The organism is Halomonas elongata DSM 2581 (assembly GCF_000196875.2).
In the GTDB taxonomy this organism is placed as follows: domain Bacteria; phylum Pseudomonadota; class Gammaproteobacteria; order Pseudomonadales; family Halomonadaceae; genus Halomonas; species Halomonas elongata.
Window position 1 is genome coordinate 2,980,784 of record NC_014532.2, and the last position, 21,660, is coordinate 3,002,443.

At 62.6% G+C, this 21,660-nt stretch carries 21 protein-coding genes; 17 read left to right on the forward strand and 4 right to left on the reverse strand.

Annotated features, from left to right (window positions below; all coding sequences use genetic code 11):
* Positions 1–2 precede the first annotated feature (2 nt).
* The 7 genes from HELO_RS13965 (at position 3) to HELO_RS13995 (ending at position 6,640) form a co-directional block, all read left to right on the forward strand.
* The gene (locus HELO_RS13965) at positions 3–212 is read left to right on the forward strand and encodes a CcoQ/FixQ family Cbb3-type cytochrome c oxidase assembly chaperone (protein WP_013333294.1); all 210 of its coding nucleotides are present in this window, start codon (positions 3–5) and stop codon (positions 210–212) included.
* Positions 209–1,153, forward strand: a complete 945-nt coding sequence (gene ccoP, locus HELO_RS13970) for a cytochrome-c oxidase, cbb3-type subunit III (RefSeq protein WP_013333295.1) — start codon at positions 209–211, stop codon at positions 1,151–1,153. The genes HELO_RS13965 and ccoP overlap by 4 nt, the downstream gene beginning before the upstream one ends.
* A 183-nt stretch (positions 1,154–1,336) precedes the next feature.
* The gene (ccoG, locus tag HELO_RS13975; RefSeq protein WP_013333296.1) at positions 1,337–2,740 is read left to right on the forward strand and encodes a cytochrome c oxidase accessory protein CcoG; all 1,404 of its coding nucleotides are present in this window, start codon (positions 1,337–1,339) and stop codon (positions 2,738–2,740) included.
* Entirely contained in the window at positions 2,740–3,252 is a 513-nt protein-coding gene (locus HELO_RS13980) for a FixH family protein (protein WP_013333297.1), read from the forward strand. The genes ccoG and HELO_RS13980 overlap by 1 nt, the downstream gene beginning before the upstream one ends.
* Before the next feature lie 3 nt (positions 3,253–3,255).
* Entirely contained in the window at positions 3,256–5,709 is a 2,454-nt protein-coding gene (locus HELO_RS13985) for a heavy metal translocating P-type ATPase (RefSeq protein WP_013333298.1), read from the forward strand.
* On the forward strand, positions 5,706–5,915 hold the full coding sequence (gene ccoS, locus HELO_RS13990; protein ID WP_041602156.1) for a cbb3-type cytochrome oxidase assembly protein CcoS: 210 nt from the start codon (positions 5,706–5,708) through the stop codon (positions 5,913–5,915). The genes HELO_RS13985 and ccoS overlap by 4 nt, the downstream gene beginning before the upstream one ends.
* On the forward strand, positions 5,912–6,640 hold the full coding sequence (locus HELO_RS13995; protein ID WP_041602157.1) for a sulfite exporter TauE/SafE family protein: 729 nt from the start codon (positions 5,912–5,914) through the stop codon (positions 6,638–6,640). The genes ccoS and HELO_RS13995 overlap by 4 nt, the downstream gene beginning before the upstream one ends.
* Positions 6,641–6,760: 120 nt before the next feature.
* Here HELO_RS13995 and ttcA read toward each other — a convergent pair whose 3' ends face one another.
* From ttcA to HELO_RS14010, 3 genes are all read right to left on the reverse strand, one after another.
* A complete protein-coding gene (gene ttcA / locus HELO_RS14000) occupies positions 6,761–7,642 on the reverse strand; it encodes a tRNA 2-thiocytidine(32) synthetase TtcA (RefSeq protein WP_049786239.1) in 882 nt (293 codons plus the stop codon).
* 95 nt (positions 7,643–7,737) lie between these two features.
* Positions 7,738–8,364, reverse strand: coding sequence for a 3'-5' exonuclease (locus HELO_RS14005; protein ID WP_013333301.1), 627 nt, complete (start codon positions 8,362–8,364; stop codon positions 7,738–7,740).
* Between the two features lie 55 nt (positions 8,365–8,419).
* Positions 8,420–10,234 carry a putative nucleotidyltransferase substrate binding domain-containing protein gene (locus HELO_RS14010; protein ID WP_013333302.1) on the reverse strand — a complete coding sequence of 605 codons (1,815 nt, stop codon included), beginning with the start codon at positions 10,232–10,234 and terminating at the stop codon, positions 8,420–8,422.
* Positions 10,235–10,748: 514 nt separating this feature from the next.
* Here HELO_RS14010 and HELO_RS14015 point away from each other — a divergent pair.
* From HELO_RS14015 to HELO_RS14025, 3 genes are all read left to right on the forward strand, one after another.
* Positions 10,749–11,009 (forward strand): DUF4212 domain-containing protein, encoded by a 261-nt coding sequence (locus HELO_RS14015; protein ID WP_013333303.1) that lies wholly within the window; start codon positions 10,749–10,751, stop codon positions 11,007–11,009.
* Between the two features lie 4 nt (positions 11,010–11,013).
* The gene (locus HELO_RS14020) at positions 11,014–12,807 is read left to right on the forward strand and encodes a sodium:solute symporter family protein (protein ID WP_013333304.1); all 1,794 of its coding nucleotides are present in this window, start codon (positions 11,014–11,016) and stop codon (positions 12,805–12,807) included.
* Positions 12,808–12,901: 94 nt separating this feature from the next.
* Complete coding sequence (locus tag HELO_RS14025) at positions 12,902–13,417, forward strand: hypothetical protein (RefSeq protein WP_041602622.1); 516 nt, start codon at positions 12,902–12,904, stop codon at positions 13,415–13,417.
* 61 nt (positions 13,418–13,478) lie between these two features.
* Here the strand turns inward: HELO_RS14025 and HELO_RS14030 are convergent, their stop codons facing one another.
* Positions 13,479–14,234: a FadR/GntR family transcriptional regulator gene (locus tag HELO_RS14030; RefSeq protein WP_013333306.1), complete on the reverse strand. Its 756-nt coding sequence runs from the start codon at positions 14,232–14,234 to the stop codon at positions 13,479–13,481.
* 161 nt (positions 14,235–14,395) lie between these two features.
* Between HELO_RS14030 and HELO_RS14035 the strand changes: the two genes are divergently transcribed.
* From HELO_RS14035 to HELO_RS14065, 7 genes are all read left to right on the forward strand, one after another.
* Positions 14,396–15,136: an SDR family oxidoreductase gene (locus HELO_RS14035; RefSeq protein ID WP_041602158.1), complete on the forward strand. Its 741-nt coding sequence runs from the start codon at positions 14,396–14,398 to the stop codon at positions 15,134–15,136.
* Positions 15,137–15,176: 40 nt separating this feature from the next.
* Complete coding sequence (locus tag HELO_RS14040; protein WP_013333308.1) at positions 15,177–16,019, forward strand: fumarylacetoacetate hydrolase family protein; 843 nt, start codon at positions 15,177–15,179, stop codon at positions 16,017–16,019.
* A gap of 229 nt (positions 16,020–16,248) precedes the next feature.
* Positions 16,249–17,298, forward strand: a complete 1,050-nt coding sequence (locus HELO_RS14045; RefSeq protein ID WP_013333309.1) for a zinc-binding alcohol dehydrogenase family protein — start codon at positions 16,249–16,251, stop codon at positions 17,296–17,298.
* Positions 17,295–18,935: a UxaA family hydrolase gene (locus tag HELO_RS14050; RefSeq protein WP_013333310.1), complete on the forward strand. Its 1,641-nt coding sequence runs from the start codon at positions 17,295–17,297 to the stop codon at positions 18,933–18,935. Before HELO_RS14045 ends, HELO_RS14050 begins: the two co-directional genes overlap by 4 nt.
* Complete coding sequence (locus HELO_RS14055) at positions 18,932–20,092, forward strand: mannitol dehydrogenase family protein (RefSeq protein ID WP_013333311.1); 1,161 nt, start codon at positions 18,932–18,934, stop codon at positions 20,090–20,092. Before HELO_RS14050 ends, HELO_RS14055 begins: the two co-directional genes overlap by 4 nt.
* Before the next feature lie 15 nt (positions 20,093–20,107).
* Entirely contained in the window at positions 20,108–21,094 is a 987-nt protein-coding gene (locus HELO_RS14060) for a C4-dicarboxylate TRAP transporter substrate-binding protein (RefSeq protein ID WP_013333312.1), read from the forward strand.
* A 95-nt stretch (positions 21,095–21,189) separates the two neighbouring features.
* Positions 21,190–21,657 carry a TRAP transporter small permease gene (locus HELO_RS14065; protein ID WP_013333313.1) on the forward strand — a complete coding sequence of 156 codons (468 nt, stop codon included), beginning with the start codon at positions 21,190–21,192 and terminating at the stop codon, positions 21,655–21,657.
* The last annotated feature ends 3 nt before the right edge of the window (positions 21,658–21,660 follow it).

Sequence of the window (21,660 nt, forward strand, 5' to 3'; positions counted from 1 at the left end):
TCATGGATACCGGAACGCTGAACGGCATCGTCACCATCCTGCTGATCGTCGCCTTCATCGGACTCACCCTCTGGGCCTACTCGAAGGGCCGCCGGGAGGACTTCGACGAAGCGGCCCATCTGCCCTTCGCCGACGACCCGGCACCGGAGCGCGACACACCGGCCCAGCGGGCGACCGAGGAGCGACACGACAAGGGAGGCAGGAAGCCATGAATTCGCTTTGGGGAAATGATCTTTCCGGCTTCTGGAGCGCCTGGATCATCGTCATCACGCTGGGCACCATCGCGCTCAGCGCCTGGCTGCTGTTCGCCAATCGCAGAACCGACAAGCAGCCCGACGCCGAGGGCCGGGTAACGACCACCGGCCACGCCGCCGACGGTATCGAGGAATACGACAATCCCTTGCCACGCTGGTGGTTCAAGCTCTATGTCGGCACGGTGCTCTTCGCCCTCGGCTACCTGGCGCTCTACCCGGGACTGGGCAACTTTGCCGGCCTGCTGGACTGGAGCCAGGAAGCCCAATGGGAACGCGAGATGCATCAGGCCGAGGCCCGCTACGCACCGATCTTCGCCGGCTACGCCGAGCGTCCGATTCCCGAGCTGGCCGGCGACGCCGAGGCCATGCAGGTGGGTGAGCGGCTCTTTCTCAACAACTGCGCCATCTGCCACGGCAGCAATGCCCGGGGCGGCAACGGCTTTCCCGACCTCACCGACGACGCCTGGCTCTACGGCGGCGCGCCACAGGACATCGTCACCTCCATCACCCAGGGGCGCAGCGGCGTCATGCCGGCCTGGCAGCACCTGGGCGAGGCGACACTCGTCGATGTCACCCAGCACGTGCTGTCGCTGTCGGGCCAGGCCACCGAGCCGGCCCGGGCGGAAAAGGGCGCCGAGGTCTTCACCGCCATGTGCGCCAGCTGCCATCAGCCGGACGGCACCGGCAATCCGATGCTGGGCGCCCCGAACCTGACCGATGACGCCTGGCTCTATCGCGGCCCCGACCAGTCACTGGAAGCCGCGGTACTCGAGACCCTGCGCAACGGACGCAACGGGCAGATGCCGGCCCAGGTCGACTACCTCGGCGCAGACAAGGTCCATCTGGTGGCCGCCTATGTCTACCAGTTGAGTCGTCAGGGCCTAGGAAGCGCCGATTAGTTCCCCAACGAGTCGGCCGGCGACAAGCCTGCGCGAGGGCGCTGTAGACCCATCCTTGGGCGCTACCTTTGCCATCCAGGCAAAGGACCCTCGCTTCGCCTTATCCCCGGCGCCCATGACCATTAAGAGTTTGGCAATACGCTCCGAGTCGTTGGAGACGCGCCCCCGGGACGGGAGGACCAGATGAGCCAGGACATCCTCTACCGCGAAGCCGACGACCGGATACCGGTGACCGAGCTCGGTCATTCGCTCTATGCGCCGCGTCGGCATCTCCAGGTACGCGAGGTCCGGGGGCGTTTCCAGCGCTGGCGGCGCGGCCTCAATGTGGCGCTGATGTCGGCGTTCTTCGCGCTCCCCTGGGTCACCCTCGACGGTCGACCGGCGATCTGGTTCGACCTTCCCGGTCGCGCCTTCCACCTCTTCGGCATGACCTTCTATCCGCAGGAATTCATGCTGCTGTCGTGGCTGCTGATCATCGCCGCTTTCGCCCTGTTCTTCGTCACCGTGCTGGCCGGCCGAGTGTGGTGCGGCTATGCCTGCCCGCAGAGCGCCTGGACCTGGTGGTTCATCTGGGTCGAGCATCGGCTCGAGGGCCCGCGACATCGGCGCCTCAAACGCGCACGACGCGCCATGGATGTCGACACGACATGCCGCAAGGGGCTCAAGCACGCCACCTGGCTCGCCATCGCGCTGGCCACCGGCCTCACCTTCGTCGGCTACTTCACGCCGATCCGCGATCTGCTCACGGCCCTGCCACGCCTGGAAGCCAGCGGCTGGGCCTATGTCTGGCTAGGCCTGGTCGCCGCCTTCACCTATCTCAACGCCGGCTGGCTGCGTGAACAGGTCTGCCTGCACATGTGCCCCTACGCGCGTTTCCAGGCGGTGATGTTCGACCGCGATACCCTGACCGTTTCCTACGACGCCGGGCGCGGCGAGCCACGAGTTCCACGCCGCCGGGAGACCGGAACCGCGGAGGCGGGCGACTGTGTCGACTGCGGCCTCTGTGTCCAGGTATGTCCCACCGGCATCGACATTCGCGATGGCCTGCAGCACGCCTGCATCGACTGCGCGGCCTGCATCGATGCCTGCGACGGCGTGATGGACCGCCTCGGCCGGCCCCGCGGCCTGATCCGCTACACCACCGAGAACGCCCTGGCCGGCCAGCCGACTCGCATAGCTCGACCGCGCCTGCTCGGCTACCTGGTGGCGCTACTGGCGATGCTCGCCTTGTTCGCCGTGAATCTCGCCGAGCGCACGCCGCTGGATCTCGATGTGGAGCGGGACCGTCAGCGCCTGTTCCGGGTCACGCCCCAGGGCGATATCACCAACGTCTATACCCTGACCGTGCGCAACCTGGACAACGTCGACCATCGTTATCGCCTCGCCGCCTCGGGACTTGCCGGCCTGACGCTGGACAGGCAGCGACTCGAGGTGCCCGCCGGCCAGTCCCGTCAACTGGTGGTCGAGGCCAGCGTCGATCGTCATGCCATCCACCGGCCCAGCCATGACATCCAGTGGCATCTCGAGGCGCTCGATGCCGACATCTCGCTGGTCCGTGACAGCCGCTTTCTGGGAGGAACCCCCTGATGCCAATGGCCTCGCTCCCCACGCCCCCCTGGTACAAGCAATTCTGGCCCTGGTTCATCATCGCCCTGCTGGGCTCGTCGGTGATCTTCAGCCTGATCTATCTGGTCGCTTCGATCCGCTATTTCGACGGCACCGTGGCACAGGACTATTACCAGCGCGGCCTGGCGATCAACGAACAACTGGCCAAGCAGGAACAGGCCGACCGACTGGGACTGGCAGCGCGGCTGCGCGTCGACGATCTCACCGGCGACGTGATCGTCGACCTCGAGGGCCAGCGACGCCCCGAGCAACTGCATCTGGCGTGGATCTTCCCGACCGAACACGGCCGTGACCGCCACCTGACGCTGCAACGCGTCCAGCAGGGGCGCTATGTCGGCACCCTCGACGCCCCCCTGCGCTATCGCTGGTACCTGCACCTCCAGCCGACACCGGGCGACGATGCCGCCTGGCGCCTTACCGGCGAGGCCCGCTTTCCCCACTCGGGCGCCATCGCCCTGACACCGGGGATCTGAGTCATGACGGCCAGCGTCGCCTCCTCTGCGAGCGAGCTCCACGCCTGCTACCACTGCGGCGAGCCGGTGACCGAGCCCTCGCCCTGGACGCTCGAGATCGACGGCTGCCGGCATCCGCTGTGCTGCCCCGGCTGCCAGGCCGTGGCTCGCGCCATCGTCGACGGCGGCCTGGCGAGCTACTATCGCTTCCGCACCGCGCTGCCCGAACGCCCCCTGGATCGCCACGACGCCACGGCCGAGCAGTGGTCGCTGTTCGACGACCCCGGCCTGCAGGCCCGCTTCGTGCACGACGATGACGCCGGCGTCCACGCCAGCCTGTCGGTGGACGGCATCACCTGTGCAGCCTGCGCCTGGCTGATCGAGCATCGGCTCAACGCCCTGGAAGGCGTCACCGGCAGCGCCGTCGACCTCACCCACCATCGCCTGCGCCTGGGCTGGGATCCGCAGCGCATCACCCTTTCGCGCCTGCTCGCCGAACTGGCGGCCATCGGCTACCCATCCCGCCCCTTTGAGCCCGACGAGGCACAGCGGCGCCTGCAACGCGAGTCGCACCAACAACTGCGACGGCTGATCGTCGCCGCCCTGGGCATGATGCAGGCACTGATGTTCTCGCTGCCCTTCTACCTGGCAGGCGACACGGGCCTCGACGCCGACTTCGACCGCCTCTTCCACTGGCTGGCCCTGGCCTTGACCACCCCGGTGGTGCTGTACGCGGCCCAGCCCTTCTTCCTCCAGGCCTGGCGCGACCTGCGCACCCGCACCCTGGGCATGGACGTCCCGGTGTCGCTGGCCATCGGCTCCGCCTACCTGGCCAGCGCCTGGGCGGTCATCAGCGGCCGGGGCGAGGTCTATTTCGACTCGGTGAGCATGTTCACCTTCTTCCTGCTGTTCGGTCGCCATCTCGAGGCCCGCGCACGACGCCGGGGCGGCGCCGCCGGCAATGCGCTGGCCAACCTGCTGCCGATGTCGGCGACGCGCCTCGACGACGCTGGCGAGCCGCGCATCCTGCCTGCCAGCGAACTGCGCGCCGGCGACCGGGTACTGGTCAAGCCAGGCCACCGCGTACCCGCCGATGGCGTGATCGAGAGCGGCGCCTCCAGTCTCGACGAGTCGACGCTCACCGGCGAGACGCAACCCGTGACGCGACGCATCGGCGACGCCGTCACCGGCGGCAGCCAGAACCTCGAGAGCCCGCTGACCCTGCGCATCACCCGTGCCGGCAGCGATACCCGCGTCGCCGGCCTGCTCGACCTCACCGACCGGGCCTTCGCCGAGCGCCCGCGCATTGCCCTCAAGAGCGCCCGCCTGGCCCATCACTTCGTGCTTCAGGTATTGCTGATCGCCGCCGCCGTGGCACTCGCCTGGTGGTTCATCGCGCCCGAACGGGCCTTCTGGGTGACGCTGTCGGTTCTGGTCGTCACCTGTCCCTGCGCCCTGGCGCTGGCCACGCCCACCGCACTCACCGCCGCCCACGGCCGCCTGCAGCGTCGCGGCGCCCTGCTGACCCGCGCCGACGCCCTGGAGTCGCTGGCCGGCATCGATCGCGTGATCTTCGACAAGACCGGTACCCTGACCACCGGCGAGATTCAGCTCATCGACACCCGCACCGTCGAGGACGGTGACCCGCGACGCCTGCAGGCCATCGCCGCCGCGCTCGAGGCGCATTCGGAGCATCCCATCGCCCGCGCCTTTCGCGCACACCGCTTGCCCGGCGTGACCGCCGACGACGTCACTCGTCAGCCCGGCGCGGGCCTGGAAGGTCGCATCGCGGGCACGAGCTGGCGGCTGGGTCGCCCCGACTTCGCCGCCGACCAGGCGCCCGCCCCGCCCGACGACGGGCCCTGGCTGCTGCTCGCCGAAGAAGGCCGGCCCCGGGCCTGGTTCGCCCTGGACGACCGCCTGAGCGACGACGCCGACGCCACCCTGGCGGCGCTGCGCCTGGCCGGCATCGAAGTGGAACTGCTCTCCGGCGACGCCGAGCCCCGGGTCCGCGAGCTGGCCGAGCGCCTGGACATCGCCGACTGGCGGGCCGCGATGCGCCCGGAAGACAAGCTGGACAGGCTTCGCGTCCACCAGTCACGCGGCGAGCGCGTGGCCATGGTCGGCGATGGCGTCAACGACGTACCGGTACTGGCCGGCGCCGATGTGGCCTTCGCCATGAACGGCGCCACCGACCTGGCCCGCACACGGGCCGATGTGATCCTGCTCACTCCCCGACTCCAGCGCGTCGCCGAAGCGATCGGCCTCGCCCGCGCCACCCAGCGCGTCATTCGCCAGAACCTGGGCTGGGCTCTGCTCTACAATCTGCTGGCACTCCCGCTGGCGGCCTGCGGCCTGGTGCCTCCCTGGCTCGCCGCCATCGGCATGTCCCTGAGCTCGCTGGTGGTCGTGGCCAATGCCCTGCGCCTGGCCCGCCCCGGGAGATTCCACCACCCCACAGCTCCGGTGTCGTCATGAGCATTCTTTATCTGCTGATTCCGCTGTCGCTCGTTCTGTTCGGACTGGCCGTCTGGGCCTTCTTCTGGGCGGTGAGAAACGACCAGTTCGACGACCTCGAAGGACCCGCCTATCGCATCCTGTTCGACGAGGACGACCCGCCTCCGGCCGCCCGCCGGCAGGACGACGCCACCGCCGCTCGTCACGGCAGGGAAGAGGACACATGAACCCGACCGGCCTGGAACTCCCGCCCCTGGCGGCCGCCTTCGTCTTCGGTCTGTTGGGCGGTGCCCACTGCATCGGCATGTGCGGCGGCATCATGAGCGCCCTGACGTTTGCCGTGCCTCCCAGCATGCGTCAGCCGGCGCGCCTGGCCGGCCTGCTGCTGGGCTACAACCTGGGCCGCGTGACCAGCTACATGTGCGCCGGCGTCCTGGCCGCCACTCTCGGCACCCTGGTCGGCATCGCCCCCGGCGCCCGCCTGACACTTCAGGTCATCGCCGCCACGATGCTGATCCTGATGGCGCTATACATCGCCGACTGGTGGAAGGGGTTACTGCGCCTCGAAGCCCTGGGACGACACCTGTGGCGACATCTGGAACCTCTGGGCCGGCACCTGATGCCGGTGGTGACACTGCCACAGGCCGTGGCCCTGGGGGCCGTCTGGGGCTGGCTGCCCTGCGGCCTGGTCTACTCGATGCTGGCCTGGAGCCTGGCCACCGCCGACCCGCTCCAGGGCCTCATGCTGATGGGTGCCTTCGGCCTCGGCACCCTGCCGGCCCTGCTGGCAACCGGCCTGATCGCCCGTCGGCTGGGCACGTTGATCCGCCACCCCGCCACCCGCACACTGGCGGCGCTGGCGATCATCGCCTTCGCACTCTGGCAACTCTGGGCATTGCTGCCCACGGGCACGATGGACCACGGGCCGATGAACGGCCATGCGGGGCACTGATTCAAGGGGGAAGAGGGACTAGCCCCAGGGGTTGGGGCGACAAGGGAGTTCTTCCCTCTTAAAGGCGCGCAGCGCCGTTCTTCTCTCTTCCAGCGGCATTAGCCGCGTTCTTGGGGGTTCTTAGAGTTCCGTGAAATCAATGCGCGATGCCTGCATCCTCGCCTGCTTCTCCTCGAGGCCGGCGAAGTCGAAGAGCTCGCGGTCGGCGAGCTGCGACGGGGCCACGTTGGTCACCGCCTTGAACATGCTCTCCAGGCGTCCGGGATGCCGGGCTTCCCAGTCGGCCAGCATTTCCTTGACCACCTGGCGTTGCAGGTTGGGCTGGGAGCCGCACAGATTGCAGGGGATGATGGGAAATTCCATGCACCGGGAGAATTCGGCGATATCCGCCTCGCGGCAGTAGGCCAGCGGGCGAATGACGATGTTCTTGCCGTCGTCGGAGAGCAGCTTGGGCGGCATCGACTTCAGGCTGCCGCCGAAGAACATGTTGAGAAACAGTGTCTCAAGGATGTCCTCGCGGTGGTGTCCCAGGGCGATCTTGGTGGCGCCTATCTCTTCGGCGTATCCGTACAGCGAGCCACGACGCAGCCGCGAGCACAGCGAGCAGGTGGTCTTGCCCTCCGGGGTCTTCTCCTTGACCACCGAGTAGGTGTCGCGCTCGAGGATGTGATAATCGACGCCGATGCCTTCCAGGTACTCGGGCAGTACGTGCTCGGGGAAACCGGGCTGCTTCTGATCGAGATTGACCGCCACCAGCGAGAAGTCGACCGGGGCGTTGCGCTGCAGGTTACGCAGGATCTCGAGCATGGTGTAGCTGTCCTTGCCACCGGACAGGCAGACCATCACCTTGTCGCCCTCGCGAATCATGTCGTAGTCGATGATGGCGTTGCCGACCTGGCGCCGCAGGCGCTTCTGCAGCTTGTTGAACTCGCGCTTGGCCTTGGCGGCGTTTTTCTGAACGCCACCTTCACGGGTGTTCCGGTCGGTATGGGAGTCGAACATCACGGCATCTTGCATGGTCACGGCGCTGCCAGGGCATCTACGAAATTCGGGGCGCTCATCCTACCATCCCGACCGACACAGGCGAAGCGCCCTGCTCAGCTGCTGCGCCGCCGGGCGCTGTCATCGCGCATCAGACGCAGGTACATCAAGGCGGTGGTCACCGCATCGCCCAGCGCACTGTGGCGGCCCATCATCGGCACTTCGAGCCGCTCGGCGGCCTCTTCGAAACGCGGCCGACCCTCGAGCTGAGGATGACGATAGCGTTGGCGTCGCTGGTAGAGCGGTGCCACATCGATGGCCGCGTTGGGCAGGTCGAAACCGAAACGTGGCCGCAAGCCACGATTCAGCAGGGCCAGCTCGCCCTCCAGGTTCCACCCCACCAGGGGCCGATTCCCGACGAAATCCAGAAAGCGTTCCAGGGCCTTGTCCAGGGATTCGCCGTCATCCAGATCGATGCCGCGCAGCCCGTGTCGGCGCACGGTCTCTTGCGTGAATCCGGCCGGCTGGCGCACATGCAGGTCGAGCGACTCGCTGGTCAGGACCCGGTCACCGCTCAGCCGTACGGCGGCAATGGCCATCGGCTCGCCATGGCGCTCGGCCGGCTCGGTGGAGCGGCAAGCCACGGCGACCATTTCATCGCCGGTATAAGGTTGGAAGAGCCAGCCGTAGCGGCTATCGGCGTAGCGTCGTCGATCGGCCGCTCGTCGCAATGTCTTGAACATGATGCATTTCCTCCCTGTCGATCCCGATTCCCTGCCGGGCCGCCATGATTGACCTTCAGGCATATTCCAGGTGATAGCGATGGGACAACCGCTGCTTGAAGTCCTTGACGATGTGCAGTGCTTCGCGCAGCAGATCGCGTTCGAGCGACGACAGCTCCTGCACCACCACACGGTCCGGCTCGCCTTCCTTGCCATCGAGGCGTTCGAGCTGCTGTTTGAGGCGCAGCTCGGTGAACAGTGACAGCGCTTCGCCCAGGTCCTCGGCGAAGCGGGCTTCCAGTCGACCATCGGCCACCAGGGCGTCGAGTCGCTCCAGCGTCGAGGTCACCGTGATGTTGCGCTCCAGGGCCATGACCCTGACGCCGTGCACGACCGGGAAGATCCCGCCCTTCTTGATGTCGATGCCGTGCTGGGGCTTCTTCAACGAGCCGAACAGTGTCAGCGGCGTCGAAAAGCGCAGCACCGGGCGCGCGAAGTGCGACAGCAGGATCTCGTCCCCGGCGCAACGCTCGAAGAGCGCGTCTCGCAGCCGCGCAAGCAAGGCCGGATTGCCTGCCATGGCCTGGGCATCGAGCAGGATGGCCAGATTCATCAGCGAGTCCGCATCGCAGCGTCGCGCCCAGGTTTCGATACGCTCCCGCCACTGGGTCTCGCCGCCGACCCATTGTGGATTGGACACCATGATGCCGCCGGGACAAGGCGGATAACCGAGTTCGAGCAGCGCGTCACTGAAGGCGCGCATGCGCTCCTCAAGCTCCGGCCAGGCCAGGTCGTCCTCCAGGATCAGGCCATTGTCCTGGTCGGTCTTGAGTACCTGCTCCCCTCGCCCCTCGCTGCCCATGACCATCAGGCAACTCGCGCCGTGGTAGCGCTCGTCGATGAGAAAGTCCCATGTCTTGCCGATGATGCGTCCGTTCAACGCCGCCAGCAGGCCCATGACGAAACGGGGTTTGGCGCCCTGGGCCATCAATCCTCGCACCAGGTCGGGCATCAAGCGGCTGGCCTCCGACAGCGACGCCAGATCATCGGCCTGCTCCACGCGCAGGCTGACCACGTGGCTGCGGCTGGAAAAATGACTGAGCGCATCGGTCAACTCCACGACGCCCACGGGCGTGGAATCTTCCATGACCACGATCCGCTCGACACGGTGACGGGTCATCGCCACCAGTGCCTCGAACAGGTATTGATCCGGACGTGCCGTGACCAGCGCGAAGTTGGCAATGGAACGCACCGGCGCGTCCTGCGGCCACTTCTCCAGCACCAGGGCGTTGAGAAGATCGGTCTTGGTCACCATCCCCGCGCCGCTCTCGCCCTCGACCAGCAGGCTGTCGACATGCTGCGCGTCCAGCGTGGCCACCGCCTCGGTGATGGTGGCCGTTTTCGCCAGGAGATGCGGCCGGCGCATGCATTCCCGCGTCCGCGCCAGCATGGCGCCGGCCATGGCGCTACCGCCCGAGGCTCGCTGGGCAGCCAGCAAGCGCGTCTTGTGCGCCAGGTTGCGTCGAAAGCTCTCGGCAAAGGCCGGGTAGTCATCGCACAACGCCAAGAACTCCGCCCTGGGCAACAGATAACACAGGGTCTGCTGTTCGGCGCAGAAACGATATCGGCTCTGCCCGTGCAGGATGCTGATGGCCCCGAACAGGTCACCGGCGGTGTAGTGGCCGATGCGTTCCGGCTCACCCGGCTGGGTAACATCCAGCTCGGCGACCTCGCCCTTGTGGATCAAGAAGACGTTCTCGCCTGCCTGGCCGGCCTCGAGAATGATCTCATCCCGGTCGAAATAGACCAGATCGAGGCTGCCGCTCACCCGATTTCGCCCGGCATCGTCGAGCAGGCTGAACGGCAGTTGGGAAAGATCGACATCGACCATGACAAGAGCCTCGCGGCGTGATCATCACCCATCACCTTTTCAGGGTGTTCATCGGAAAAGCAGGATCATGCATTCACCATGGCACGAAAACACCCACCCGATGGAGTTCTTGGGATCAGACTAGCAAAGCCCTGGCCATGGCAAGAATCCATACCATGGTTCTATATGCCGAAGTCGTAGGGGTATTACGTCTAATCACAACGGCGTAATACTATCGTTTCATGCCAAGCAATCTTTCATTGCCTCAGCACCTATCCCGCCGCTATACCATGGTCCCATATCGACTTAAGGAGTATATATGGAAAATCCTCAATAACATCATAATCCATTGATTAAAAACAAATAAAAACAAACAACCACAAAATGTAACGCCCCTTGATACCAAAGTATGGGCTTTCTTTTTTCACATTATTGACCAGCATTACCCATGAATCCGTGGAGGGGGACTTCGGTCTCGTCGCCACGCCCGATGGGTGCAACTTTCCGACCTCGACAACAAACGGAGAGCAAGACAATGGCAGACAACAAATCCAATGCCGAAGCCTACTGGGCGGCCAACATACGACTGATAGCAGGGTGTCTAGTCGTCTGGGCCCTGGTGTCCTATGGCTGCGCCATCCTGCTGAGGCCGCTGTTGGCCAGCATCCCGATCGGCGGTACCGACCTCGGGTTCTGGTTTGCCCAGCAGGGTTCGATACTGACCTTCATCGGCATCATCTTCTTCTATGCCTGGAAGATGAACCGGCTGGATAAACAGTTCGGGCTCGAGGAGTAACCCAATGAGTCAATTCGCTATCAACATCCTCTTCGTGGGTGCCTCCTTCGCCCTGTACATCGGCATTGCCATCTGGGCCAAGGTCGGCTCGACCAAGGACTTCTATGTCGCCGGTGGCGGTATTCACCCGATCACCAACGGCATGGCCATCGGGGCCGACTGGATGTCGGCGGCCTCCTTCATTTCCATGGCCGGCCTGATCGCGGCCGGCGGCTATGCCAACTCGACCTTTCTGATGGGGTGGACCGGTGGCTATGTACTGCTGGCGACCCTGCTGGCGCCCTATCTGCGCAAGTTCGGCAAGTTCACCGTCCCGGAATTCATCGGCGACCGCTTCTACAGCAAACCGGCGCGCATGGTCGCGGTGATCTGTCTGATCGTGGCCTCGGTGACCTACGTCATCGGCCAGATGGCAGGTGCCGGCGTGGCCTTCTCGCGCTTTCTCGAGGTAGACGCCACCACCGGGCTGATAATTGCCGCCGTGGTAATCTTCTTCTACTCGGTACTGGGGGGCATGAAGGGCATCACCTACACCCAGGTGGCCCAGTACATCGTGCTGATCATCGCCTATACCATTCCGGCGATCTTCATTTCGCTGGAACTGACCGACAATCCCATTCCGCCACTCGGGCTGTTCTCCACCCATAGCGAATCCGGCGTACCGCTGCTGGCCAAGCTCAATGAAGTAGTGACCGCCCTGGGTTTCAATGAGTACACGGCGGACGTGGACAACAAGCTCAACATGGTGCTGTTCACTCTCTCGCTGATGATCGGTACCGCCGGCCTGCCCCACGTCATCATTCGCTTCTTCACGGTTCCCAAGGTGGCGGATGCCCGCTGGTCAGCCGGCTGGGCCCTGGTGTTCATCGCCCTGCTCTACCTGACCGCCCCCGCCGTAGCCTCCATGGCGCGTCTCAACATCGCCACCACGGTCTATCCCGAGATGGCCAGCCAGGTCGAGAACGTCGAGCAGGCCACCGCCAATCCGATTCTCTACGAGGATCGCCCCGGCTGGATCCGCACCTGGGAAGAGACCGGGCTGATCCAGTACGAAGACAAGAACGGCGACGGCCGCATCCAGCTCTACAACGACAGCGACTCCTTCGCATCGACCGCCGAGCAGCGCGGCTGGGAAGGCAACGAGCTCAGCGTCAACAACGACATCCTGGTGCTCGCCAACCCGGAGATCGCCAATCTGCCTGGCTGGGTCATCGGCCTGATCGCCGCCGGCGGGCTGGCCGCGGCACTCTCCACCGCCGCCGGTCTGCTGCTGGCCATCTCCTCGGCGATCAGTCACGACCTGATCAAGGGGGCGATCAACCCACGCATCACCGAGAAGGGCGAACTGATGGCAGCCCGGATATCGATGTCCGTTGCCATCGTCGTGGCCACCTATCTGGGGGCCAATCCTCCGGGCTTCGCGGCACAGGTCGTGGCACTGGCCTTCGGTATCGCCGCCGCCTCGCTGTTCCCGGCGCTGATGATGGGGATCTTCTCCAAGCGGGTGAACAATACAGGCGCCATCTCCGGCATGCTGACCGGCCTGATCTTCACCCTGGTGTACATCTTCATCTACAAGGGCTGGTTCTTCATCCCTGGTACCAACAACCTGCCGGATACGGCGGAACACTGGGTGCTGGGCATTTCCCCGCTCTCCATCGGGGCCGTGGGCGCCATCATCAACTTCGCGGTGGCCTTCACCATCTCCCGGATGACCGCGGAGCCGCCCCAGGAGATCCAGGATCTCGTCGAAAGCGTGCGCTATCCCAAGGGCGCTGGCACTGCCACCGGCCACTAGGCCATAATCCCACCTCGGCGTCGTCCGCGGCGCCGCTCACAACCCTTGCATCGGGCTTCCTTCGGGAAGCCCGATGACCGTCAGGAAGACCTACATGATTTGGCATTTGATCGCGGCGATCTTCGCCGGCCTGGGGGCAGCGGGGCTCGGACTGCTGTTGCGCACCCTGAGCGGCAAGCGGCTGCCGCGCTGGATCGTCCCCGTATGCGCCGGCCTCGGCATGCTCGGCTACCAGGTGCAGCATGAGTACGGCTGGTTCGAGCACAAGCGGCAACAGCTACCCGACTCGGCACGCATCGTCTCCACCACCCAGGAACCGGCCCTCTGGCGCCCCTGGACCTACCTGCTGCCGATGACCACGGCCTTCACGGTAGTGGATCGCGATGACCGCATCGTCACGACGGCGGACGGACAGCGACTGGTGGAATTCATTCTCTACCGCTTCACCTCCGGCGCCTCCGAACGCGTGATCCATCAGGCCCAGCTATTGAACTGCGACAGCCGCGAACTGGTCCCGCTCAGCGAGGAACAACGCCAGCCGCAGACCGACGAGCTGCGACGTCTGACGGACTCGGATCCGCTCTACCGGGAGATCTGCAATACCGATTAGACGGTGGGCAGCGCATGCTCTGAGCAACCGTCTCGAGCAGCGCTCCCCTCTCACCTGAGCATTACTCCGCGAAAAATACTCGCAGCACATGGTCAAGGTGTACTTCCATAGCCTGCCTCGCCGCGTCCGGGTTACGTGCTTCGATCGCTGCCACCAGACGCTCATGATCTTCCTGCGAACGCTGTGCCATGCCTGTTTCCATGAACAATTCCTGCAGACGTCTAAACATGACGCCATATTGATGACCCAACAAGTGCTTGATCAACAAAGCATAGGCTGCATTTCCTGAAGCCTCGGCGATGCGAATGTGCAACAGCCGGTCCCCCGCCAGATTTCCTCCTCCGTGATTGTTATCGTAGATGTTGCGCGTCAAAGCAGCGCGAATCGCCTCCAAGTCTGCGTCACTCGCGTTCATTGCCGCCAAGGCCGCATTTTCGGGCTCCAGATAACGCCGCGCCTGCAGGAGAGAAAACGGCGGTATTTCTTCGTCAAGATTGAGCTCGATTTCACTGGCGAACTCGGGATCGAGTGCCCATGGCTCCTTGCGTGCCGCAGCCCGCATCACCGAGCCCGGCGGCATGGCATCAACTTCCTTGACCAATACTCCATGCCCCACGCGCACCTCGACAATGCCCACGACCTCCAGGGCGATCAACGCCTCACGTACTGACGCTCGGCTGACACCTAATTGTTGCGCCAGATCCCGCTCGGGCGGTAATAGTGACCCCGGCGGGAACTCTCCGTCGCGTATCAGTTGTTGCAACTGATCGGCGATCTGCCGATACAAGCGTTGTGAGCGAATGGTTTGAATTGGCATCGCGTCGTCTCTCCGCACCGCGTTGCGACTAAAGTTGATAGCAATTGACTTGCCGCCGAGACCTAGCGCAGTAGATGATGGCCTGACCATTGGTCAGGCCTCTGGATCTTCGAATGGCTGGCCAAGTTATGTTCCCACGTTCAGCAGAGATCCGCCATACCATGAGACTTCAAGACAAGACGGCGCTGGTTACCGCCTCAGGCCAAGGCATCGGCCGCGCCACGGTGGAGCGCTTCCTCGCAGAAGGTGCCACCGTCATCGCTACCGATATCGATACCAGCCTGCTCGCCGACCTCGAAGACGCTCAGGTATATCGACTGGATGTCACGCAACGCGCCGACATCGCCGAGTTGGCACGCGAGCTTGGCGGTCTCGACATCCTGTTCAACTGCGCAGGTATGGTTCCGGGTGGCTCGATACTGGAATGCAACGATGCCACCTGGGAACACAGCTACGCGCTCAATGTCACCGCCATGTTCCATATGATTCAGGCCTTCCTCCCAGGCATGCTCAATCGAGGCGGCGGCAGTATCATCAACATGGCCTCGCTGGCATCCAGTATCAAAGGCATCCCCAACCGCTTTGCCTATGGCACAACCAAGGCAGCCGTCATCGGCCTGACCAAATCAGTCGCGGCCGATTTCATGACGCAAGGCATTCGCTGCAACGCCATCTGCCCTGGCACCGTCGAGTCTCCCTCTCTGCATCAACGCATCGAAGCCCAGGCCCAGCAACAAGAACGCGATCACTCAGCGGTCTTTCAGGATTTCATTGACCGTCAGCCCATGGGCCGACTCGGGCGACCGGAAGAAATCGCCGCGCTGGCAACATTTCTGGCCTCGGACGAAGCAGCATTCATTACCGGCACCACACAGTTGATCGACGGCGGCTGGGCCAACTGACACCCGATCTACACACCATGAACTCGCACAAGGACATCGCATGAAACTGCTACGCTTCGGCCCTCCGGGCCAGGAAAAACCCGGCTTATTGGATGCCAACGGCAAGATACGCGACCTCTCGTCACTAATTCAGGATGTCGCTGGAGAAGCACTATCCGATGCCACCCTGGCCCGGATCGCGCAAGCCGACCCAGCCAGCCTACCGGAGGTGCCCGAGGGCACCCGCCTGGGCCCTTGCGTGGGTCAGGTCGGCAAGTTCATCTGCATTGGTCTGAACTACTCCGATCACGCTGCCGAAACCGGCGCCGAGGTCCCGCCGGAGCCAGTCGTTTTCAATAAATGGACCAGTGCCATCTGCGGACCGAACGATGACGTGGAAATTCCCCGCGACTCACAAAAGACGGATTGGGAAGTCGAGCTCGGCGTGATCATCGGTAAACCCGCGCGCTATATCGACGAAGCAGACGCCATGGATCATATTGCCGGTTACTGCGTGGTCAACGATGTCTCCGAGCGGGAATTCCAGCTCGAGCGCAGCGGTAGCTGGGACAAGGGCAAGGGGTGCGACACCTTCGGCCCGCTCGGCCCATGGTTGGTCACACGCGACGAGATCGCCGACCCTCAAGCGCTCGATATGTGGCTGGAAGTCGACGGCAAACGCTACCAGGCTGGCAACAGCCGCACCATGGTCTATCAGATCCCTTACCTAGTGGCGTATCTGAGTCGTTTCATGAGCTTGCAGCCCGGTGACGTCATCTCCACCGGTACACCGCCGGGTGTGGGGGCGGGCCAGAAGCCTCAGGTCTTTCTCAGATCCGGTCAGACCATGCGCTTGGGCATCCAGGGCCTCGGCGAACAGTGCCAACGCACAAAACAAGCATAATGCACATGCTGGAGCCGCCGCGCCGACCATGGCTGCTCCAGCGCTAAGCGCTTAGCTTGAAGACGTTAGACATACCCTCACACGACCTATGTCTAACGCAAAACAGCCACTCTAAGCCTTGAGTCGGATCCACCGCTTGGGCATCGTATAAACCAATTGGCCTGACCTCTAGATCAAAAGACCTTTAAGAATGGGACTGACCAATTGGAGCCGTGAAGGAAATCTTTTTATGCAAACGATCGTCTGTACCCAGCCACAACACATGGAATTGCGCGTGGTGCCAGAACCGCACTGCGCGCCCGGCGAGGTCATGCTCAAGATTCGTCGTGTGGGCATTTGTGGTACCGATATTCATGCCTTCGGTGGCAACCAGCCCTATTTCTCCTATCCACGCGTGCTGGGTCATGAGCTTTCGGGCGATATCGTCGGGGTTGGGGAAGGCGTCGATGAAGCGCTCCTCGGCCACAGGGCCTATGTCATTCCTTATCTGCATTGTGGCGAATGCCGCGCTTGTCGGCAGGGACAAACCAATTGCTGTCAATACATGCAAGTCATCGGCGTGCATCGTGACGGTGGCATGGCAGAGTATCTCAGCGTGCCCGTGGCGCACCTGGTCACCTCAAGCATCCTAGACGCCGAGCAATTGGCATTGGTCGAGTGCCTGTCCATTGGCGCGCATGCTGTCCGCCGTAGTGCCATCGAGGCCGATGAGCTCGCCGTTGTGGTTGGTGCCGGGCCGATTGGCATCGGCATTGTGCAAATCGCCCAGAGTCGTGGCGCCCGGGTGTTGGTGGTGGACACCAATCGCGACCGCCTGGCCTTCTGTCGTGACATTTTGGACGTCGATGGCGTACTGCATGCGCTGGATGACGACGTGGAAACCGCTATCGAGCACCATAGTGATGGCGCCCGAGCCGATGTCGTGTTCGACGCCACGGGCAATCCCTCCGCCATGAATCGCGGCTTCGACTTTGCAGGCCATGGAGCTCGCTACGTGCTGGTGAGCGTGGTCAAGGCCGACATCACCTTCCACGACCCGGATTTCCACAAGAAGGAACTCAGTCTTCTGGGCAGCCGTAATGCCACGAAAGAAGACTTCGAGACAGTAGCCCGCCTGATGGAAGAAGATCGCTTGCAGTCAACGGCCATGATCACCCATCGCGGCCGTCATGCCGACCTTCCTTCATTGATGCCTCAGTGGTGCGATCCGGCAACCGGCGTCATCAAGGCAATGGTGACGTTCGACGACGCTACCGCCCAGGGAGAGCGCTTGGCATGACCCAGACTATCGCCTCCGACAAGCCTCAGCAGCCCAGTCTGCGTGTCCATGCCCACGATAACGTGCGTGTTGCGCTACGCGACCTGCCCGAAGGCATGGAGATCGACGACAACGGCCACCGACTGCGTCTGTCCGAAGCCGTACAGCACAAGCACAAGTTCACCTTGCAGGCCATGCAGCCCGATGACCTTATCGTGATGTATGGCGTGACCGTAGGCCGTGTCGTCCAGCCCATCGCCGCAGGCGCCGCCATCACCACATCCAACGTCGAACACTCTACCGCCAATGCCACGCCCCAAGGCCATCGCAAGCACTGGGATGTCCCCGATGTCAGCGCGTTCATCGGGCAAACCTTCAACGGCTACTACCGTTCCGACGGTCGCGTGGGCACCGCCAATCATTGGCTGGTCGTCCCCCTGGTATTCTGCGAAAACCGCAACATCGAGGTGTTGCGACAATGCGTCGAAGACGCCATCGGCGACGATCCCTACCGGGATTACAAGCGCATGGCACGCCAGATGCTGCACGGTGAAACTCAGGAGCCCCCTGCCCCGACATCCAACGCGCCCCTGTTTCCCAACGTCGACGGTGTGCGCTTTCTAACGCATACGCTAGGTTGCGGCGGCACTGACGACGATGCTCAGGCGCTTTGCCAATTGCTCGCTGGCTACATTTGCCATCCTAATGTGGCCGGTGCCACGGTACTCAGCCTCGGATGCCAGAAGGCCCAGATAGAGATGCTCAAGGCGGCGGTCGCTAAGCGCGATCCCGAGGGACTCCGGCCCGTCCATTACTTCGAGCAACAAGCTACTGACACGGAACCCGAGCTGATTCGTCAATCGCTGGGCAGCATCTTCGAAGGCCTCAAGGTTGCCAACGCTATCGAACGGCATCCCGCCCCTCTTTCCGAGCTCACCATCGGTGTGGAATGCGGCGGCTCGGACGGTTTCTCCGGGCTTTCAGCCAATCCTTTGGTCGGGGCCGTCATTGATCGGCTCGCAGCATTGGGCGGAAGCGGTATCTTGAGTGAATTTCCCGAGTTATGCGGCGTCGAGCATGAATTGCTGGCGCGCTGCCACGATGAAGACACGGCCTCGCGTTTCCAGCAACTGATGGAGGCCTATCAGCGACACGCCGCCTCGGCGGGTGCGCATTTCTCGATGAACCCCTCGCCTGGCAACATCCGCGATGGCCTGATCACCGATGCCATGAAGTCCGCCGGCGCGGCAAAGAAGGGCGGCGACAGCCCCATCGTCGACGTACTGGATTATACCGACCCCCAGGTGCGCAAGGGCCTCAACCTGCTTTGCTCACCAGGCAATGATGTCGAATCCACGACAGCTCTCGTAGGCTCCGGCGCCAACCTGGTGATGTTTACCACCGGACTCGGCACACCAACCGGCAACCCCATTGCGCCCGTCTTGAAGCTGTCCAGCAACAGCGAGCTCGCACGCCGCATGCATGATGTCATCGATTTCGATGCAGGGCCGATCATCCGGGGTGAAGCAGACATTGCCGAACTCGCTGACGAGTTATTGCGCCTATGCATCGATACTGCCTCTGGGCGTTATCGCACCAAGGCCATGCGTCTCTCACAACTCGATTTCATTCCCTGGAAACGCGGAGTCTCCCTGTGACGGCGCCATTGCTCTCCGATGCCGGTATCGTGCAATTCGGCACCAGCCGCTTCTTGCTGGGACATGTCGCGGCGTTCGTACATGCCTCGCGAAATAACGGGTACACGCGTGACAGGATCCTCGTGGTGCAGACCTCACCACGCGAGGCCGGCAAACAAAAAGCGCGCGACCTGCATGCGCACCGGCATTACCCACTGGTTATTCGAGGTCGTCATCATGGTCAAGACATCGACACCTGCGAGACCGTCACCAGTCTTGCCGGCTGCCTGATCGCTGATGAGCAGTGGCCCGAGCTACAGCGGCACTTCGTCGAGAATGCGCGCTTCGTGGTATCCAATTCCGGGGACAGCGGTTACCGCATCGACGATGACAGTGCGCTTTCGGCTATACCTCAAAGCTTTCCGGCCAAGCTCACCAAGTTGCTGTACGCCCGCTACACGTCGGGACACGATGGCCTGACCATGCTGCCCTGCGAACTGATCAGCCACAATGGCGAACGACTCAAAACCCTGGTGTTGAAGCTGGCTCAGCGCGACTACGCCGATACCCACTTCAGCGACTGGCTGACAACACGCTGCGTATGGGCCAACACTCTCGTCGACCGCATCGTCTCGGCGGCGCTGGAGCCAGTCGGTGCCGTTGCTGAGCCTTATGCACTCTGGACCATCGAAGATCAGCCCGGCCTCAAGCTCCCCTGCCAACATCCGGATGTGCAGCGAGTCGAGTCGTTGGCTCCATATGAGATGCGCAAGCTACATATTCTCAACCTGGCCCATTCCTACCTCGTTCATCTATGGAAAAGCGAGACGTATTCTCATATTCGATTCGTACGAGAGGCCATGGCAACTCCGGGTTGGGTCGAAGAACTATGCCAAGTACTGGATAGCGAAGTACTCCCTTCCTTGGCGAAACACATCGAGCCTACCTCCCTAGAAGCCTATCGCGACGCGACACTCGAGCGTTTTGCCAACCCTTACCTCGATCACGCCCTGCAAGACATCGCCCAGCACCACGCCATGAAGTGCGAGCGACGCCTTAGGCCTGTGGTCGAGATGGCGCGCCGACAAGGCATCGCCACACCGAGACTCGATGATGCTATATCGAGCTCACAATCCACGACGCATTCTCGGTACCCCCTACCGAACGACCGACAATAACCAAGGAGCACGACTATGCGTTTCAAGAAACTCACACTAATCGCCACCAGCCTTTCCATCGCCGGCTTGGGAAGTATCAACCTCACCCAAGCCGCTACAGAGATCCGCGTTGCCTACGGCAACCAACCAGGTGAGCCGGTCGATGTTGCCGTCAAGGAGTGGGCGAAAAACGTCAAGGAAGCCAGTGACGGGGAGCTCACGCTCAGCGCGTTTCCTGCCAGCCAGCTCGGTGCTGAAACGGATGTCATGGAGCAGGCCCGCTTTGGGGCGCCAATTATTACGATCACGGCCTACAGTAACTTCATGAGTTCGGTTCCCGATCTTTCGGTCCTCGACGCCCCTTACCTTGCCGAAAGCTTTGATGACAAACTCAAGGTCTTCGATTCAGAGTGGTTCGCCGAACAAAGCGATAAAGTCGAGGACGCCGGCTACCACATCGTCATCCCCAATGCCGTTTACGGCACACGCCACCTACTTTCGCGCGAGCCTGCAACCACACCAGAGGCCCTCGATGGCGTGAAGGTCCGTGTGCAGAACTCTCCGATGTACGTCGAGGCCATGCGAGCGATGGGTGCCACCCCGACCCCCATGTCTCTGGGCGATGTCTACCCGGCACTAGCTCAGGGCATGGTTGATGGCGTCGAAAACCCCACACCAGTATTGTTCGGCGGAAAGTTTCACGAGGTCGTCCAACACCTCAACCTCACTGGTCACATGAATACCGTCGCTCCCTTCGTGACCGGCAAGACATTCTGGAACCAGCTCAGCGAGGAAAATCAGAAGATCTTGACCGAAACAGGACAAGATATGGCTATTCATTTACGTGACCTGGTCGAAAGATCAAGTCAGCAATCACTGAAGAAATTAAAAGATGCCGGCGTTAAAGTTCATGAGGTGGACCCACAACCATTCCGAGAACGAGCCGCGGAGCAAGTCCCTGCTGCCTTTCCGCAGTGGAGTAACGGCCTGTACGAAAAGGTTCGCCAAATCATCAATGGGTAAACAGTGAACAATCGCCAGTGTCATATAGGCGAGTGGCACTGGCACGCATCACACTGACGGCAGCACCGAGAGCTGCCGTAACCGAGGAGTATGTAATGAAACGCGCACTGTCTTGGATCGACCGTATCATGCGACTCGATGAAGTACTGGCCAGCGTAGCGCTCTTCGCAATTTTTCTTGTCGCCATCAGCAACATATTCATGCGCTATATATTCAATACCCCTTTGGCCTGGACTGAAGAGGTCCTGCAATTGTTGATGGTATGGGCCACTTTCCTCGGTGCCAGCGCATTGGTTCGCCGCAACGAGCATGTTCTCATCGGCATGCTATCGGAAAAATTGCCAACCGCACTAGCACGCTGGAACGATCGTCTCTTCAACGTCGGTATGGTATTGATCGCGGCCATCGTGCTGGGCTACTGGGGATTCCAACTGCTCCCCTACTCCAATTTCCGCAGTACCCCGATGCTACAGATCCCTTACATGTGGATTCACGTCGCCATACCGATCAGTGCTGTCGTCATGGCATATCACTGCCTCATGCGCTTGGCTCGCGATACCTAAAGG

Coding starts and splice junctions, on each gene's coding strand:
- HELO_RS13965 (WP_013333294.1), top strand. CDS start 3: ATGGATACCGGAACGCTGAACGGCATCGTCACCATCCTGCTGATCGTC.
- ccoP (WP_013333295.1), top strand. CDS start 209: ATGAATTCGCTTTGGGGAAATGATCTTTCCGGCTTCTGGAGCGCCTGG.
- ccoG (WP_013333296.1), top strand. CDS start 1,337: ATGAGCCAGGACATCCTCTACCGCGAAGCCGACGACCGGATACCGGTG.
- HELO_RS13980 (WP_013333297.1), top strand. CDS start 2,740: ATGCCAATGGCCTCGCTCCCCACGCCCCCCTGGTACAAGCAATTCTGG.
- HELO_RS13985 (WP_013333298.1), top strand. CDS start 3,256: ATGACGGCCAGCGTCGCCTCCTCTGCGAGCGAGCTCCACGCCTGCTAC.
- ccoS (WP_041602156.1), top strand. CDS start 5,706: ATGAGCATTCTTTATCTGCTGATTCCGCTGTCGCTCGTTCTGTTCGGA.
- HELO_RS13995 (WP_041602157.1), top strand. CDS start 5,912: ATGAACCCGACCGGCCTGGAACTCCCGCCCCTGGCGGCCGCCTTCGTC.
- ttcA (WP_049786239.1), bottom strand. CDS start 7,642: ATGTTCGACTCCCATACCGACCGGAACACCCGTGAAGGTGGCGTTCAG.
- HELO_RS14005 (WP_013333301.1), bottom strand. CDS start 8,364: ATGTTCAAGACATTGCGACGAGCGGCCGATCGACGACGCTACGCCGAT.
- HELO_RS14010 (WP_013333302.1), bottom strand. CDS start 10,234: ATGGTCGATGTCGATCTTTCCCAACTGCCGTTCAGCCTGCTCGACGAT.
- HELO_RS14015 (WP_013333303.1), top strand. CDS start 10,749: ATGGCAGACAACAAATCCAATGCCGAAGCCTACTGGGCGGCCAACATA.
- HELO_RS14020 (WP_013333304.1), top strand. CDS start 11,014: ATGAGTCAATTCGCTATCAACATCCTCTTCGTGGGTGCCTCCTTCGCC.
- HELO_RS14025 (WP_041602622.1), top strand. CDS start 12,902: ATGATTTGGCATTTGATCGCGGCGATCTTCGCCGGCCTGGGGGCAGCG.
- HELO_RS14030 (WP_013333306.1), bottom strand. CDS start 14,234: ATGCCAATTCAAACCATTCGCTCACAACGCTTGTATCGGCAGATCGCC.
- HELO_RS14035 (WP_041602158.1), top strand. CDS start 14,396: ATGAGACTTCAAGACAAGACGGCGCTGGTTACCGCCTCAGGCCAAGGC.
- HELO_RS14040 (WP_013333308.1), top strand. CDS start 15,177: ATGAAACTGCTACGCTTCGGCCCTCCGGGCCAGGAAAAACCCGGCTTA.
- HELO_RS14045 (WP_013333309.1), top strand. CDS start 16,249: ATGCAAACGATCGTCTGTACCCAGCCACAACACATGGAATTGCGCGTG.
- HELO_RS14050 (WP_013333310.1), top strand. CDS start 17,295: ATGACCCAGACTATCGCCTCCGACAAGCCTCAGCAGCCCAGTCTGCGT.
- HELO_RS14060 (WP_013333312.1), top strand. CDS start 20,108: ATGCGTTTCAAGAAACTCACACTAATCGCCACCAGCCTTTCCATCGCC.
- HELO_RS14065 (WP_013333313.1), top strand. CDS start 21,190: ATGAAACGCGCACTGTCTTGGATCGACCGTATCATGCGACTCGATGAA.